This window comes from Brevundimonas sp. (assembly GCF_046299535.1).
Classification (GTDB): domain Bacteria; phylum Pseudomonadota; class Alphaproteobacteria; order Caulobacterales; family Caulobacteraceae; genus Brevundimonas.
The window spans coordinates 45,544-60,036 of record NZ_JBKBIB010000006.1; the positions used below are offsets into that span (position 1 = coordinate 45,544).

Annotated in this window: 14 protein-coding genes; 6 read left to right on the forward strand and 8 right to left on the reverse strand. The window is 68.5% G+C overall.

The genetic code is table 11. The features are described 5' to 3' along the window. Positions 1-78: 78 nt before the first annotated feature. The 5 genes from ACK4FB_RS06080 to ACK4FB_RS06100 all read right to left on the reverse strand — a co-directional run bounded on the left by ACK4FB_RS06080 (position 79) and on the right by ACK4FB_RS06100 (position 5,012). A complete protein-coding gene (locus ACK4FB_RS06080; RefSeq protein WP_409749178.1) occupies positions 79-348 on the reverse strand; it encodes an ATP synthase F1 subunit epsilon in 270 nt (89 codons plus the stop codon). 2 nt (positions 349-350) lie between these two features. Beyond that, the gene (atpD, locus tag ACK4FB_RS06085; RefSeq protein WP_409749181.1) at positions 351-1,907 is read right to left on the reverse strand and encodes a F0F1 ATP synthase subunit beta; all 1,557 of its coding nucleotides are present in this window, start codon (positions 1,905-1,907) and stop codon (positions 351-353) included. A gap of 37 nt (positions 1,908-1,944) precedes the next feature. Next, positions 1,945-2,823 (reverse strand): F0F1 ATP synthase subunit gamma, encoded by an 879-nt coding sequence (locus ACK4FB_RS06090; protein WP_409749184.1) that lies wholly within the window; start codon positions 2,821-2,823, stop codon positions 1,945-1,947. 35 nt (positions 2,824-2,858) lie between these two features. After that, entirely contained in the window at positions 2,859-4,391 is a 1,533-nt protein-coding gene (gene atpA / locus ACK4FB_RS06095; RefSeq protein ID WP_409749187.1) for a F0F1 ATP synthase subunit alpha, read from the reverse strand. Between the two features lie 66 nt (positions 4,392-4,457). Further along, positions 4,458-5,012, reverse strand: a complete 555-nt coding sequence (locus tag ACK4FB_RS06100) for a F0F1 ATP synthase subunit delta (protein ID WP_409749190.1) — start codon at positions 5,010-5,012, stop codon at positions 4,458-4,460. A gap of 278 nt (positions 5,013-5,290) precedes the next feature. Here ACK4FB_RS06100 and ACK4FB_RS06105 point away from each other — a divergent pair, with 278 nt between their 5' ends. Together ACK4FB_RS06105 and ACK4FB_RS06110 are read left to right on the forward strand one after the other, a co-directional pair. Continuing rightward, positions 5,291-6,085: a TerC family protein gene (locus ACK4FB_RS06105; protein ID WP_409749193.1), complete on the forward strand. Its 795-nt coding sequence runs from the start codon at positions 5,291-5,293 to the stop codon at positions 6,083-6,085. A 16-nt stretch (positions 6,086-6,101) separates the two neighbouring features. Beyond that, positions 6,102-6,866 carry a glutaminyl-peptide cyclotransferase gene (locus tag ACK4FB_RS06110; RefSeq protein WP_409749196.1) on the forward strand — a complete coding sequence of 255 codons (765 nt, stop codon included), beginning with the start codon at positions 6,102-6,104 and terminating at the stop codon, positions 6,864-6,866. Positions 6,867-6,884: 18 nt separating this feature from the next. Here ACK4FB_RS06110 and ACK4FB_RS06115 read toward each other — a convergent pair whose 3' ends face one another. Then, positions 6,885-9,047 carry a primosomal protein N' gene (locus ACK4FB_RS06115; protein ID WP_409749199.1) on the reverse strand — a complete coding sequence of 721 codons (2,163 nt, stop codon included), beginning with the start codon at positions 9,045-9,047 and terminating at the stop codon, positions 6,885-6,887. 45 nt (positions 9,048-9,092) lie between these two features. On the opposite strand from ACK4FB_RS06115, the gene fsa reads away from it, so the two are divergent. The 4 genes from fsa to ACK4FB_RS06135 are packed head-to-tail and all read left to right on the forward strand — an operon-like array spanning position 9,093 to position 12,395. Next, positions 9,093-9,746: a fructose-6-phosphate aldolase gene (gene fsa, locus ACK4FB_RS06120; RefSeq protein WP_409749202.1), complete on the forward strand. Its 654-nt coding sequence runs from the start codon at positions 9,093-9,095 to the stop codon at positions 9,744-9,746. A 35-nt stretch (positions 9,747-9,781) separates the two neighbouring features. Next, positions 9,782-10,474 (forward strand): DUF484 family protein, encoded by a 693-nt coding sequence (locus tag ACK4FB_RS06125; RefSeq protein ID WP_409749205.1) that lies wholly within the window; start codon positions 9,782-9,784, stop codon positions 10,472-10,474. Beyond that, complete coding sequence (locus ACK4FB_RS06130) at positions 10,456-11,385, forward strand: tyrosine recombinase XerC (protein ID WP_409749208.1); 930 nt, start codon at positions 10,456-10,458, stop codon at positions 11,383-11,385. The genes ACK4FB_RS06125 and ACK4FB_RS06130 overlap by 19 nt, the downstream gene beginning before the upstream one ends. A 35-nt stretch (positions 11,386-11,420) precedes the next feature. Then, complete coding sequence (locus ACK4FB_RS06135) at positions 11,421-12,395, forward strand: aspartyl protease family protein (protein WP_409749211.1); 975 nt, start codon at positions 11,421-11,423, stop codon at positions 12,393-12,395. 3 nt (positions 12,396-12,398) lie between these two features. On the opposite strand, the gene ACK4FB_RS06140 is transcribed toward ACK4FB_RS06135, so the two are convergent. After that, on the reverse strand, positions 12,399-13,514 hold the full coding sequence (locus ACK4FB_RS06140) for an NAD(P)/FAD-dependent oxidoreductase (RefSeq protein WP_409749531.1): 1,116 nt from the start codon (positions 13,512-13,514) through the stop codon (positions 12,399-12,401). Further along, positions 13,511-14,476 carry an SIS domain-containing protein gene (locus ACK4FB_RS06145; RefSeq protein WP_409749214.1) on the reverse strand — a complete coding sequence of 322 codons (966 nt, stop codon included), beginning with the start codon at positions 14,474-14,476 and terminating at the stop codon, positions 13,511-13,513. Before ACK4FB_RS06145 ends, ACK4FB_RS06140 begins: the two co-directional genes overlap by 4 nt. Between the last annotated feature and the right edge of the window lie 17 nt (positions 14,477-14,493).

Sequence of the window (14,493 nt, forward strand, 5' to 3'; positions counted from 1 at the left end):
CGCGGCCTGCGGACGGCGCGCACGAAAAAGGCTCCGCGTCGCCGCGACGCGGAGCCTCAAGTCGTCGTCCGGCAGAAATCAGGCGGCGATGATCTCGGCGGCTTCCTCGGCCAGGATGGTCAGGCCGGCGGCGTTGACGTCGGCGAAACCGCCCTTGACCGCGAACCGCCGCACCGCGGCGCCGTCACGAATGGTCACGGCCCCCTCGCGCAGGGCGGTCATGAACGGCGCGTGGTCGGGCAGGACGCCGAAGTCGCCCTCCACGCCCGGCGCGTCCACCTGATCCACCAGGCCCGAAAAGACCTCGCGTTCCGGCGAGACGAGCGAGAAGTTCAGTTTGCCAGCCATGACTACGCCGCGTCCGCGGCCAGCTTGTTGGCCTTTTCGACGGCTTCCTCGATGGGGCCGACCATGTAGAAGGCGGCTTCCGGCAGGTGGTCGTATTCGCCGGCGACGATGCCCTTGAAGCTGCGGATGGTGTCGGCCAGTTCCACGAACTTGCCGGGCGAGTTGGTGAACTGCTCGGCCACGAAGAACGGCTGCGACAGGAAGCGCTGGATCTTGCGGGCGCGCGAGACGATCAGCTTGTCCTCTTCGGACAGCTCATCCATGCCGAGGATGGCGATGATGTCCTTCAGGCCCTTGTACTGCTGCAGCACTTCCTGGACCGAACGGGCCACGTTGTAGTGCTCCTCGCCGATCACCAGCGGGTCCATGATCCGCGAGGTGGAGTCCAGCGGGTCCACGGCCGGGAAGATGGCCTGGGCGGCGATGTCGCGGTTCAGAACCGTGGTGGCGTCCAGGTGGGCGAAGGAAGCGGCGGGCGCGGGGTCGGTCAGGTCGTCGGCGGGGACGTAGATGGCCTGCACCGAGGTGATCGAGCCCTTGCGGGTGGAGGTGATGCGCTCCTGCAGGTTGCCCATCTCGGTGGCCAGGGTGGGCTGATAGCCCACGGCCGAGGGGATGCGGCCCAGCAGGGCGGACACTTCGGAACCGGCCTGGGTGAAGCGGAAGATGTTGTCCACGAACAGCAGCACGTCCTTGCCTTCCTCGTCGCGGAAGTACTCGGCGATGGACAGGCCGGTCAGGGCGACCCGGGCGCGGGCGCCGGGAGGCTCGTTCATCTGGCCGTACACCAGGGCGCACTTGGAGCCTTCGGTGGAGCCGCCGTTCTTTGCCGGGTCCACGTTGACGTTGGACTCGATCATCTCGTGATACAGGTCGTTGCCCTCGCGGGTGCGCTCACCCACGCCGGCCAGCACCGAGTAGCCGCCGTAGGCCTTGGCGATGTTGTTGATCAGCTCCTGCATGGTCACGGTCTTGCCCACGCCGGCGCCGCCGAACAGGCCGATCTTGCCGCCCTTGGTGTAGGGGCACATCAGGTCGATGACCTTGATGCCCGTGACCAGGATTTCCGACGAGGTGGACTGCTCCTCGAACGAGGGCGCCTCCTTGTGGATCGGGCGGAACTCAGTGGTCTTGATCGGGCCCTGCTCGTCGATGGGCGCGCCCACCACGTTCATGATCCGGCCCAGGGTGCCGGGGCCGACCGGGGCCTGGATGGACGAGCCGGTGTCGGTCACGGGCTGGCCGCGGGTCAGACCCTCGGTGGTGTCCATGGAGATGGTGCGGACCATGTTCTCACCCAGGTGCTGGGCGACTTCCAGAACCAGGGTGAAGGGCTCGCCCGTCTTCTGGTCGACGTTCTGGGTTTCCAGGGCGTTGAGGATCGCCGGCAGGGGGCCGGTGAATTCCACGTCCACGACGGCGCCGATCACCTGGGCGATCTTGCCAGTGGCGCCGGACACGGCGGCCCCGGGCGCGGCCCACGCCCTGGCGGCGGCGGGTTTGCGGGCTGCGGGAGCCTTCTTGGCGGCGGGCTTCTTGGGGGCGACGGTGTCGGTCATGGCTGGGGTCCGTATCGGAGTGTCTGTGCGGTCGGGATCAGAGGGCTTCGGCGCCGGCGATGATCTCGATCAGTTCGGTGGTGATCTGGGCCTGGCGTTTGCGGTTGTACTGCAGGGTCAGGGCGTTGATGAGGTCGCCGGCGTTGCGCGTGGCGTTGTCCATCGCCGCCATCTGCGAGCCGAAGAAGCCTGCCTGGTTCTCGTACAGGGCGGCCAGGATCTGGGTGGTCAGGTTGCGCGGCAGCAGGGTCTCGAGGATTTCCTCTTCCGAGGGCTCGTATTCATAGACCGCCCCGTTCAGGTCCACCGGCTCGGCGTCGGCCTCGACGACAGAGGGAATCAGTTGCTTGGCGGTCGGCACCTGGGCGATCACGGACTGGAAGCGGCTGTAGAACAGGGTGACCACGTCGGCCTCGCCGTTCTCGAACGCCTCGGCGATCATTTCGGCGATCGGCTGGGCCGAGGCCAGGCCGATGGTCTTGTGATCGCTCAGTTCGAAGGTGTGCTTCATGCGGTCGGCGAACAGGCGCGACAGCTGATCGCGGGACTTGCGGCCCACGGCGATGATCTGCACGTCCTTGCCCTGGGCGATCAGGGCCCTGATGCGCTCGCGCGCGGCGCGGACCACATTGGTGGAGAAGCCGCCGGCCAGACCCTTGTCCGCCGTGGCCACCACGACCAGGTGGCGCTGGTCGGCGCCGGTCCCCGCCAGCAGACGCGGGGCGTCGTCGCCCGACACGCCGGCGGCCAGATTGGCGATGACCGAGGCCATCTTGCGCGCATAGGGACGGGCGCTCTCGGCCTGATCCTGGGCGCGCTTCAGCTTGGCCGCGGCGACCATCTGCATGGCTTTCGTGATCTTCTGCGTGGCTTTCACGCTTCCGATCCGATTGCGCATTTCCTTGAGGCTGGCCATGCGGCGTTCCTCTAGCTCCTAAAGGGTTCGGCCGGTCAGGCGAAGGTCTTCACGAAAGCGTCCAGGACGCTCTTCAGTTCGGTTTCCAGATCGGACGTCAGATCCTTCTTGGTCCGGATGCCGTCCAGCAGCGAGGCGTGGTTCGCATGGACCCGGGCCAGCAGCTCGCGCTCGAAGCGGCCCACGTCGGCCACGGCGATGCCGTCGATGTAGCCGCGCGTGCCGGCGTAGACCGAGACCACCTGCTCCTCCATCGCCAGCGGCGAGTACTGGGGCTGCTTCAGCAGCTCGGTCAGGCGGGCGCCCCGGGCCAGCAGCTTCTGGGTCGAGGCGTCCAGGTCCGAACCGAACTTGGCGAAGGCGGCCATTTCCCGGTACTGGGCCAGCTCGCCCTTGATGGTGCCGGCCACCTTCTTCATGGCCTTGGTCTGGGCCGAGGAGCCCACCCGCGACACCGAGATGCCCACGTTCACGGCCGGGCGGATGCCCTGGTAGAACAGGTCCGATTCCAGAAAGATCTGGCCGTCGGTGATGGAGATCACATTGGTGGGGATGTAGGCCGACACGTCGTTGGCCTGGGTCTCGATGATCGGCAGGGCGGTCAGCGAGCCGGAGCCATAGTCGCCGTTCAGCTTGGCCGAACGCTCCAGCAGGCGGCTGTGCAGATAGAAGACGTCGCCCGGATAAGCTTCGCGGCCCGGCGGGCGGCGCAGCAGCAGGGACATCTGGCGGTAGGCCACGGCCTGCTTGGACAGATCGTCATAGACAATCAGGGCGTGCATGCCGTTGTCGCGGAAATACTCGCCCATGGCGGTGCCGGCGAACGGGGCCAGGAACTGCAGCGGAGCGGGCTCGGACGCCGTGGCGGCCACCACGATGGTGTATTCCAGCGCGCCTGACTCCTCGAGGGTCTTGACGATCTGGGCGACGGTGGAGCGCTTCTGGCCGATGGCCACGTAGATGCAGTAGAGCTTGGCGCTCTCGTCGTCGGTCTTGTTGACGTTCTTCTGGTTCAGAATGGTGTCGACGGCGACGGCGGTCTTGCCGACCTGACGGTCGCCGATGATCAGCTCGCGCTGGCCGCGGCCGACCGGGATCAGGGTGTCGATGGCCTTCAGGCCGGTCTGCATGGGCTCATGCACCGACTTGCGGGGAATAATGCCCGGCGCCTTGACGTCCACGCGGCGGCGCTCGGTGAACTGGATCGGGCCCTTGCCGTCGATCGGCTCGCCCAGCGGGTTGACAACGCGGCCCAGCAGACCCTTGCCGACCGGCACGTCCACGATCTCGCCCAGGCGACGAACATCGTCGCCCTCTGCGATGGCGGCGTCGGCGCCGAAGATCACCGCGCCCACGTTGTCGCGTTCCAGGTTCAGGGCCATGCCCTTCACGCCGGCCTTGGTGAACTCGACCATTTCACCGGCCTGGACATTGTCCAGACCGTGGATGCGGGCGATGCCGTCGCCGACAGACAGCACGCTGCCGACGTCGGAGACATCGGCCTCGACGCCGAAATTGGCGATCTGCGACTTGAGGATGGCCGAGATTTCGGCGGCGCGGATGTCCATGACTGGCTCTTTCGGTTTTCGTCCTGGGCGGGCGTTGCCGCCCGTTGTCTTGTTGATCGGTAAGGGTCAGGCCCGGCGGAGGGCGAACTTCATCTGGTCGAGTCTGGTCTTCAGCGAGGCGTCGAACAGCTTCGAGCCCACCTTGACCTTGATCCCGCCCAGAATCGACGGATCGACGCGGGCGGTCAGTTCGGGGTCGCGGCCAAGCGCGCTCTTCAGCGCCGCCTTGATCGCGGAAACCTGCCGGGCGTCCAGCGCCCGGGCCGAGATCACCTCGGCCGCCACGATGCCGGCGTGGCGGGCGTACAGCGCCTCGAAGGCGGCGATGGCGCCCGTCAGGTCCGAGGCGCGACCGCTGGCGGCCATCAGCCCCAGGAATTTCTTCGTGGTCGGATCGAACTTCGCCTTGTCGGCGATCGCCTCCAGACCCTTCTGCTTGTCCTCGGCCGGGATCACCGGCGAAATGGCGAGACGGCGCAGGTCCGCGCTGTCGATCCAGGCGGCCCGAAGGCTGCGCAGATCGGCGCGCACGGCGTCCAGCCGTTTGTTTTCATTGGCGAGATCGAACAACGCCTGAGCGTAGCGTTCGCCGACTTCCGTCGATCTGAAATCTTCAGCCACTTATATGGTCCGCCGGGTAAAAGCGTTTGGGTCGAGGCCGGAACGCAAGGACGTCCCGACCAAAGGCTTGATTTGCTTGGTGAAAGCACGCGAGGGTGAAGCTCTTCCGAACCCGCCTTGCGCAAGCCGGGCGCCTGTTAGCATGGGCCGGTGCGCCCCGCAACCGAGGCGGGGCGCCGCATCACGCATCGCTCCTTCCGCCCCTCCTCTAGCGGGCTTTGGCGCGACTTGCTATTTCGCGCTCACGAGGCGCGCCCCGCGCCTGACCGGATTCCCCCATGGAAAGCCTCCCCGCCTACCTTCTCTCCCTGATGGCCGACCCGGCCGCCTGGGCCGCTCTCATCACCCTTATCGTGATGGAAGTGGTGCTGGGGATCGACAATCTGATCTTCATCTCGATCCTGTCCAACAAGCTGCCCGCCGAGCACCGCTCGCGGGTGCGGCGCATCGGCATCTCGCTTGCTCTGGTCATGCGTCTGGTGCTGCTGTCCGCCATCGCCTGGATCGTGACCCTGACCGCGCCGATCTTCGGCGTGTTCGGCAACGAATTCTCGTGGAAGGACATCATCCTGATCGCGGGCGGCCTGTTCCTGGTCTGGAAGGCCACCAAGGAAATCCATCACTCTGTCGATCCGCATTCCGCCGACGACCTGCTGGACAAGGACAAGGCCAACGTGGTCATCAGCAACGTCGGGGGCGCCATCGTCCAGATCATCCTGCTGGATCTGGTGTTCTCCATCGACTCCATACTCACCGCCGTGGGCATGACCGAGCATCTGCCGATCATGGTGATCGCGGTGCTGGTGGCCATCGCGGTGATGCTGCTGGCGGCCGATCCGCTGGGCGAGTTCATTCACAAGAATCCCACCGTGGTCATGCTCGCGCTGGGCTTCCTGCTGATGATCGGCATGGTGCTGATCGCCGAGGGCTTCGGGGCCCACGTGCCCAAGGGCTACATCTACGCGGCCATGGCCTTTTCCGCGGGCGTGGAGGCTCTGAACATGTGGCAGAGGCGATCGCAGGCGCGCAAGAGGGCCGCGGCGGCGTCCCATGGCGGCGATCCGGGAATCTGACGGCAGGGAGCGGCGTATGACCAGGGTTCTGTCTTCGCTGTTCCTGTTGTTTCTGGTCGGTGTCGCCACGCCGGTCTGGGCCCAGACCGCGCCGGTGCTCGGCTACAGGGTGGTCCAGAGTTATCCCCACGACCCCACAGCCTTCACCCAGGGCCTGCTGTGGCGCGACGGCTATCTGTATGAGAGCACCGGCCAGCACGGCGCCTCGGGGGTACGCCAGGTCCGTCTGGAGGACGGCGAAGTCATCAGGCGTGAGGCCATCCCCCGACAGTATTTCGGCGAAGGTCTGGTGGACCGGGGGGATCGCCTGATCGGCCTGACCTGGCGTCACGGTATCGGCTTCGTCTGGGACATTGAAAGCTTCACCCTGGTGACGGCCTTCACCTATCCCGGCGAGGGCTGGGGCCTGACCCGCGACGACCGCCGCCTGATCATGAGCGACGGCACGGCCGAGCTGCGCTTTCTGGACCCCGACACCTTCGCTGAAATCGGGCGGGTGCGGGTGACCGATGGCGGCGAGGCCGTGGCGAACCTGAACGAGCTGGAGTGGATCGAGGGAGAGGTCTGGGCCAACATCTGGGGCAGCGACCGCATCGCCCGCATCGATCCGGAGACCGGCCGGGTGGCCGCCTGGGTGGATCTGAACGGACTGCTTCCCGAGGGCGACCGCCCCGGCGCCGATGTGCTGAACGGCATCGCCTGGGACGCGCAGAACCGGCGCCTGTTCGTCACCGGCAAATACTGGCCGACCCTGTTCCACATCGAGGTGATCGAGCCCTGAGGCGGCCGGGGCAGCAGCCTAGAGAAAGCTGTAGGGGTCCACGTCCACCGACAGGCGCACCGAGGAAGGGATCTTCACCCGGGCCAGCCAGGCGCGCAGGAAGGCCTGAATATCCACGTCCCGGTCGGCCCGGACCAGCAGCCGTTTCCTGCGCCGCCCGCGCACCAGCGCCAGCGGGGCGTCGGCGGGGCCGTAGACCTCCAGCCGCTCGGCATTGGGAATGGCGGCGGCCAGATCGGCGGCGGCTTTCTCCACCGCCTCGGCCTTTTCGCCGGACAGGATCAGCGCCGCCAGACGGCCGTGGGGCGGCAGGGACGCGGCCTCGCGCTCGGCGATCTCGGTCTGCATGAAGGCCTCCCGGTCTCCCGCCGCCAGGGCCTGAAGCACCGGATGCTCCGGGGTCCAGGTCTGCAGCAGGGCCCGGCCCGGCCGGTCCGCCCGCCCCGCCCGGCCCGTGGCCTGGGTCAAAAGCTGGAAGGTGCGCTCGGCCGCGCGCAGGTCGCCGCCCCGCAGGCCCAGATCGGCGTCCACCACGCCCACCAGCGTCAGGCGGGGGAAGTTGTGCCCCTTAGCCGCCGCCTGGGTGGCCACCAGAATGTCGATGCCGCCCTCGGCCATGGTCTCGATCATGGCCCGCGCGCTCTTGCCGTCGGGCACGGTGTCGGAGCTGAACACCGCCGTACGCGCGTCGGGGAACAGGCCGCGCACCTCCTCCTCCACCCGCTCCACCCCGGGCCCGACCGGAACGAGGGTGTCCGCCGCCCCGCAGGCCGGGCAGGTCTTGGGTTTGGCCATGGAGAAGCCGGTCAGGTGGCACACCAGCCGCCCGGTGTAGCGATGCTCCACCAGCCAGGAATCCGTATCCGGCGCCGTCAGCCGGTGCCCGCAGGCGCGGCACAGCACCACCGGCGCATAGCCGCGCCGGTTCAGGAACAGCAGCACCTGCTCGCCCCGGCCCAGGGTCTCGATCATGGCCTCGCGCAGGGGCCGGGACAGCCAGGTCTGGGGATCGGGCGGGGCCTGCCGCAGGTCGATCAGGGCGATGGAGGGCATCACCGCCGCCCCGTGCCGCGCCGACAGCCGGAGCCAGCCGTAGCGGCCCTGCCGCGCATTGGTCAGGGTCTCCAGCGACGGGGTGGCCGAGGCCAGCACCACCGCCGCGCTTTCGATCCGGGCGCGCGCCACGGCCAGGTCGCGGGCGTGATAGATCAGGCCCTCCTCCTGTTTGAACGAGCCGTCGTGCTCCTCGTCCACCACGATCAGGCGCAGATTGACGAAGGGCAGGAACAGGGCCGAGCGCGCGCCCACCACGATGTTGCAGCGCCCGGCGGCGACCGCCTCCCACACCTGACGACGGCGCGGGCCGGGCACGCCGGAATGCCATTCGGCCGGCAGGGCGCCGAAGCGGTCGGCGATGCGCGCGATCACGGCCTGGGTCAGGGCGATTTCGGGCAGCAGGATCAGGATCTGGGCGTCCGGCTCGGCCCTCAGCAGCCGGGCCATAGCCTCCAGATAGGCCTCGGTCTTGCCCGAGCCGGTGACCCCGTCCAGCAGGAACGGCGCGAAGGCGCGGGTCGCCACCGCGTCGGTCAGCACATCGGCCGCCGCCCCCTGATCCGCGTTCAGGGTGGCGGGCGCATGGCCCGGATCGGGCCGATCGAACCCGGCCTCGGCCGCGATCTCGATGACCTCCAGCACGCCCTCGTCCGTCAGGCCCTTGACCACCCCCGCCGAGACGCCCGCCGCCCGGGCCAGGTCGGCGCCGGTCATGGCCCGCTCGCCTAATGCCTCAAGCACCGCTTCGCGGGCGGGGGTGGCGCGGGCGGGGACGCGGTCGCCGACCCGTCGCACCCGGCGTTCGGGCCGGGGCGGCGGGCTGCGAAGGCCCTTGACCGCCATGGCCGCCATCTCGCCCGGCGGGCTCAGGGTCCAGCGCGCGGCCCATTCCACGAAGGCGAGAGTTCCGGGCGGCAGGGCCGGGTCGTCGATCCGATGATCCACCGCCTTCAGCCGGCGATTGGATCCGGTCGTCTCGCGCACCTCTGACACGATGCCGCGCACCAGCCGGGGCCCCAGCGGCACCGCCACATGGTCGCCGGGCGCCAGCGTCAGCCCCTCCGGGACCTCGTAATCGAAGCCTTCGGGCACCGGCAGGGGAATCAGGACGGCGGCGAGGATCATGCCTTACGCTCGCACAAGCCGCGATGATCCGCTAAAGGGCGAGCCATGAAACTCTTTCTCGACACAGCCGACGTCGCCGTCATCAAGGACATGGTCCCCACCGGCATGGTGGACGGCGTCACCACGAACCCCACCCTGATCGCCAAATCCGGTCGCAACATCGCCGAGGTCATCGCCGAGATTTGCGCCCTCGTCGAGGGGCCCATTTCCGCCGAGGCCGTGGCCGTGGACTTCGAGACCATGGTCAAGGAAGGCGACAAGCTGGCCGCCATCGCCGACAATGTGGTGGTCAAGCTGCCCCTGACCTGGGACGGGCTGCGCGCGTGCCGCGCCTTCACTGACAAGGGGATCAGGACAAACGTCACCCTGTGCTTCTCGGCGGCCCAGGCCATGCTGGCGGCCAAGGCCGGCGCCACCTTCATCTCGCCCTTCGTGGGCCGGCTTGAGGATCACGGCGCGGACGGCATCGGCCTGCTGGAGGAAATCCGCGTCCTCTACGACGTGCACGGTTTCGAGACCGAAATCCTCGCCGCCTCCCTGCGCAATCCGGCCCACGTCTCGGCCGCGGCCGTGGCCGGCGCCGACGCCGCGACCCTGCCGCCGGACGTTTTGAAGGCCCTGGTCAAGCATCCCTTAACCGACAAGGGTCTTGATCAATTCCTGGCCGACTGGGGCAAGACGGGACAATCCATCCTGTAATCCCCGCTTCGGCTTCATTCGAGCCGGAGATCGTCGTGAGCGGCGCACAGGAATCCATCGAGACGGACGCCGCACCGGGCCTGCACTGGCCCGAGGTGCGCGCGTGGGTGCAGGCCAACGCCGACCTTCTGACCCATGACCGGGCCCTGCTGGAAGAGTTGGGCCTGAAGAGCACGGGTCCGAACGTGGTGGAATTCGGCCGCGCCGCCCTGACGCGGCTGGAAACCCTGATCGAGAAGGAATCCGGCGCGCGGCGTCAGATCGAGGCGGTGGCCCGCGCCAATTTCGCCGCCCAGACCCAGACCCATGTGTCGGTGCTGGACCTGATGGAGTCGCGCAACCATTCCGACCTGGCCAGGCGGCTGGACGCCGCGGCCCAGGCCCGCTTCGGCCTGGCGGGCGCGGCGATCGCGCTGGAGAAACCCGGCGGCGTCCCGTTCGGATGGCGCGCGCTGGAAGCCGGCGCCGTGGAGGGTCTGGTGGGCGCCGACGGCCTGGCCTGGCTCGGCCCGAATTTCGAGGGCCTCGACCTGTTCGGCGGGGCCGAGGAAGAGGTGCGCAGCGTCGCCCTGATCCGCATGGCCCCGTGGTCGCCGTCCCGGCCTGCCCTGTGCGCTTTCGGATCACCGGAGCCCGAGGGCTTCACCCCCGCCATGGGCTGCGAACTGGTGTCCTTCCTGACCCGGGTGGTGGAGCGCATGGCCGAGCGATGGCCCATCCTCAACTGACCGCCGATCAGGCCCTGAGCGCGTGGCTGGAGCATCTGGCCCACGAGCGGCGGCTGTCGCCCCGCACGCTGGAGGCCTATGGCCACATCGGCCGTCATTACATCGGCTTTCTGGGCCGGCACCGGGGCGAAGCGCTGGGCGTCGCCGATCTGGGGACGGTGACGGCGGCGGAGGTACGCGCCCATCTGGCGGAGCGGCGCTCCGGCGACAGACCGCTCGGCGCACGGTCCCTGAACCAGACCCTGGCCGGCATCCGCAGCCTGCATGATTTCCTTGACCGGCGCTGCGGCGTCCCGGCCCCCCAGATCGCCCTGGTGAAGGGGCCGCGCACCAGGCCGTCCCTGCCCCGCCCGGTCAGCGAGGATCAGGCGCGGGGCCTGATGGCAGAGCCGGATATGGATGCCGACCTGCACCCCTGGGAGGCGGCCCGGGACCGGGCGGTGCTGACCCTGCTGTACGGCTGCGGCCTGCGCATCTCGGAGGGGCTGAGCCTGACCCGCGCCGACGCCCCTTTGCCCGAAACCCTGCGCATCACCGGCAAGGGCGGCAAAACCCGGCTGGTGCCGGTGCTGCCCGCCGTGCGCGAGGCGGTGAACGCCTATGTGGCCGCTGTTCCCTTTCCCCTACCGCCGGACGAGCCCCTGTTCCGCGCCCGGCGGGGCGGGCCCCTGAGCCCCCGGCATGTGCAGGCCACGGTTCAGCGCCTGCGCGGAAGGCTGGGCCTGCCCGTATCGGCCACGCCCCACGCCCTGCGCCACAGCTTCGCCACCCACCTGCTGGGCGCCGGGGCCGATCTGCGCTCGATTCAGGAACTGCTGGGCCACGCCTCCCTGTCCACCACCCAGAAATACGCCGCAGTGAACGCCGATCACCTTCTGGGGGCCTATGCACGGGCCCATCCGCGAGCCTAACTTCTGCGTTCCCTTGAAAGGGGCGGGAGTGGCGCATGCGCCTTACGAAACGGTCCGCATTGAGGTGTCTGGCTGCGGCGGCCTTGGCGGCCACGCCCGCTTTCGCACGGGCCCAGTCCGAAAACAGCGATGGTCCGCCGGGGCCGCCGCCAATCGATCCGACCGCGCTTCAGACCCTGTCCAATCTGGTCACCCGCATGGCCGTCCCGGTGCACATCGCCGGTGAGGGACCGTTCCACTTCGTGATCGACACAGGCGCCACCCGCACCACCCTGGCGCTTGAGCTGGCCGACAGCCTGGCCCTCGAGCCCGGACCAGAGGTGGTTGTTCATGGCGTCGTGGACGCCGAGCGGGCCCGCACCGTGATCGTGCCCCGGCTGGACTTCGCCTCCAGCCGGATCCCGAACCTGATCGCGCCGGTCTTTCCCCGCGCTCGACTGGGAATCGACGGCCTGCTGGGCGTGGATGTTCTGGGCGACTACCGTCTGGTTTTCGACATGGCTGCAGAGCGGGTCTCACTACTGCGTTCGCCCCGCACCGCCTATGTCCAGCGCATGGACGTGGACGTGAGCCGGATAAACCGGGCCAACGAGCTGCGCGGTCATCGCGAATACGGTCAGTTGACCGTGACGGACGTGGCGGCGGATGGCGTCGACGTCGCGGCCTTCATCGACAGCGGCGCCCAGCACTCCATTGGCAACATGGCGCTGTTCAACTCCCTGGCCGTACGACGACCGACCCTTCGGGACCACATCTGGGAGACGCCCATCATCGGCGTAACAGGCCAGACCACGACCGGACGACTGGCTTATCTGCGCGCGCTCCGGCTGGGCAGGTCCCAGGTCCGTGATCTGCCGGTTCTGTTCGCAGACCTGCACGCTTTCCGCATATGGCGCCTTACCGAGACCCCCGCCCTGCTGATGGGGGCCGATGTGCTGGGCATGTTCCGCACGGTGACCATGGATTACGGCCAGATGCGGATGGTGTTCGGATCGCGGCTGACAAGGTGAGCCTCAGCTCTCCAGCACCTCCGCCACGGCCTCGCCGATGGCGAGGGAGCTGGTCAGGCCCGGGCTCTCGATTCCGAACAGAGCCATGAGGCCGTCCAGACCGTGCGCCTCGGCGCCGTCCAGCCGGAAATCACCCTGGGGCTCGCCCGGCCCGTGCAGCTTGGGCCGGATTCCGGCGTAGTCGGGGGACAGGGCATTTTCGGGCAGGCCGGGCCAGAAGCGCCGGATGGTCGCCTCGAACGCCTCGGCGCGGGCGGGATCGACGGCGTAGTCCTCGGTCTCGACAAAGGCCAGATCGGGCCCGAACACCGCCTGACCGCCCAGATCCTTGCGGTAGTGCGTACCGAGAGCGCCGGGGATAGGCGGCGGATAGACCAGCCGGTCGAACGGCGCCTTGCCCGCCAGGCGGAAGTAGACCCCCTTGCCCAGATGCCGGGCGGGGATGGCGCTCGCAGGATAACCCTGCACCCGCGCCGCCGCATCCTGGGCCCCCAGCCCCGCCGACAGCACCAGCAGGCGCGTGGTCAGTTCGGCCCCCGCCTCCCCGCCCGCGCGCACCCGAAAGCCGCCGTACGGCAGGGGCTCGGCGGCCTCGAACGGCGTGGCGGCCACCACCGATCCGCTTGCGTCCTCGATCTCTCCCTTCAGGGCCAGCATGTAACCGTGGCTGTCAAACACGCCGCTCTCTGGCGACAGCAGGGCGCCGTGACAGGCCAGTTCCGGCTCCAGCCCCCGGACCTGTTCGGCGCTGAGACGCGCCATGCCCTCCACCTCGTTGGCGCGGGCCTGGTCCAGAATGGCGTCCAGTCGTTCCACCTCGTCCGGCGCCGTGGCCACCACCAGCTTGCCGCATTTGCGGTGGTCGATCTTGCGGCTGTCCAGATAGGCCCACAGGGCCCGGCGGCCCTGAACACAGAACCGCGCCTTCAGCGAGCCGGAGGGATAGTAGAGCCCGCCATGGACCACCTCGGAATTGCGCGACGAGATTCCCTGGCCGATATCGGCCTCGCGCTCCAGCACCAGCACCGACAGGTCCCGCTTCGCCAGCGCCCGCCCGCAGGCAAGCCCCACGGCGCCGGCCCCCACCACCACCGCGTCGAAGTCGAAGGGCTGGTTCAGCTGACGTACCCCGCCTGGATCAGCTCCGCGATATGGGCCACCGCGACCGGACGGCCGTCCGTCACCACGAACATGTTGGAAATCTTGTTCGCGGCCAGAAGGTCGATGACCTCACTCATTCGCGCGTCGGGCGTCACGGTTATGGGGTCGCGGCTCATGATATCGGCGGCCTTCAGACCGGTGATGTCGCGCAGGAAGGCGCGGCGCACGTCGCCGTCGGTGAGCATGCCGGTCAGGCGTCCCTCTGCGTCCACGATGGCGACACATCCCTGCCGGCCCCTGGTGATGGCGGAGACCACCTCAGCAAACCCGGCGCCCTCGGGCAGGGTCGCTGGCGGTTCGCGCTTGTCGCCCATCCACTCGCTGACCCGCTGCAGCCGCATGCCGAGCGACCCGCCGGGGTGCCTGAGGCCGAAGTCCTCGGCGGTGAAACCGCGCTGGTCCATGAGCACCATGGCCAGGGCGTCGCCCAGCGCCAGGGTCATCAGGGTCGATGTGGTGGGCGCCAGGTTGTTGGGGCACGCCTCAGCCACCTTGGGCATCAGCAGCGGAACGGTGGACATGCGGTGCAGGAAGCTGCCCTCGCGCTGGGTGACCCCGATGACCGGAATATGATGGCGCTGGCAGAACAGCAGCGGATCACGCAACTCGCGGCTTTCGCCCGATGAGGAGATCGCCAGCAGGGTGCAGTCGTCCCGCAGCATGCCCAGATCGCCATGGCTCATCTCGGCGGGGTGCACGAAGAAGGCGTTGGTGCCGGTGGACGCGAGGGTGGCCGCGATCTTGCCGCCGATATGGCCCGACTTGCCCATGCCCGTGACCACCAGATAGCCGGGCCGGCCCAGGATCACCCGGCACGCCTCGACCAGTGTGTCGCCCAGGCTGTCGTTCAGGGCGCCGAGCGCCTCTATATTCAGCGCCATGACCTCGCGGGCGCGGGTCAGCACAGCCTTGTCATCCATAAGAGCTTCCTGATGCG

Excerpts from the sequence above, each read along its gene's own strand:
- atpD (WP_409749181.1), bottom strand. The coding sequence starts at position 1,907 with ATGACCGACACCGTCGCCCCCAAGAAGCCCGCCGCCAAGAAGGCTCCC.
- ACK4FB_RS06115 (WP_409749199.1), bottom strand. The coding sequence starts at position 9,047 with ATGATCCTCGCCGCCGTCCTGATTCCCCTGCCGGTGCCCGAAGGCTTC.
- ACK4FB_RS06145 (WP_409749214.1), bottom strand. The coding sequence starts at position 14,476 with ATGGATGACAAGGCTGTGCTGACCCGCGCCCGCGAGGTCATGGCGCTG.
- ACK4FB_RS06130 (WP_409749208.1), top strand. The coding sequence starts at position 10,456 with ATGGCCCATCCTCAACTGACCGCCGATCAGGCCCTGAGCGCGTGGCTG.
- atpA (WP_409749187.1), bottom strand. The coding sequence starts at position 4,391 with ATGGACATCCGCGCCGCCGAAATCTCGGCCATCCTCAAGTCGCAGATC.
- ACK4FB_RS06080 (WP_409749178.1), bottom strand. The coding sequence starts at position 348 with ATGGCTGGCAAACTGAACTTCTCGCTCGTCTCGCCGGAACGCGAGGTC.
- ACK4FB_RS06090 (WP_409749184.1), bottom strand. The coding sequence starts at position 2,823 with ATGGCCAGCCTCAAGGAAATGCGCAATCGGATCGGAAGCGTGAAAGCC.
- ACK4FB_RS06105 (WP_409749193.1), top strand. The coding sequence starts at position 5,291 with ATGGAAAGCCTCCCCGCCTACCTTCTCTCCCTGATGGCCGACCCGGCC.
- fsa (WP_409749202.1), top strand. The coding sequence starts at position 9,093 with ATGAAACTCTTTCTCGACACAGCCGACGTCGCCGTCATCAAGGACATG.
- ACK4FB_RS06135 (WP_409749211.1), top strand. The coding sequence starts at position 11,421 with ATGCGCCTTACGAAACGGTCCGCATTGAGGTGTCTGGCTGCGGCGGCC.
- ACK4FB_RS06110 (WP_409749196.1), top strand. The coding sequence starts at position 6,102 with ATGACCAGGGTTCTGTCTTCGCTGTTCCTGTTGTTTCTGGTCGGTGTC.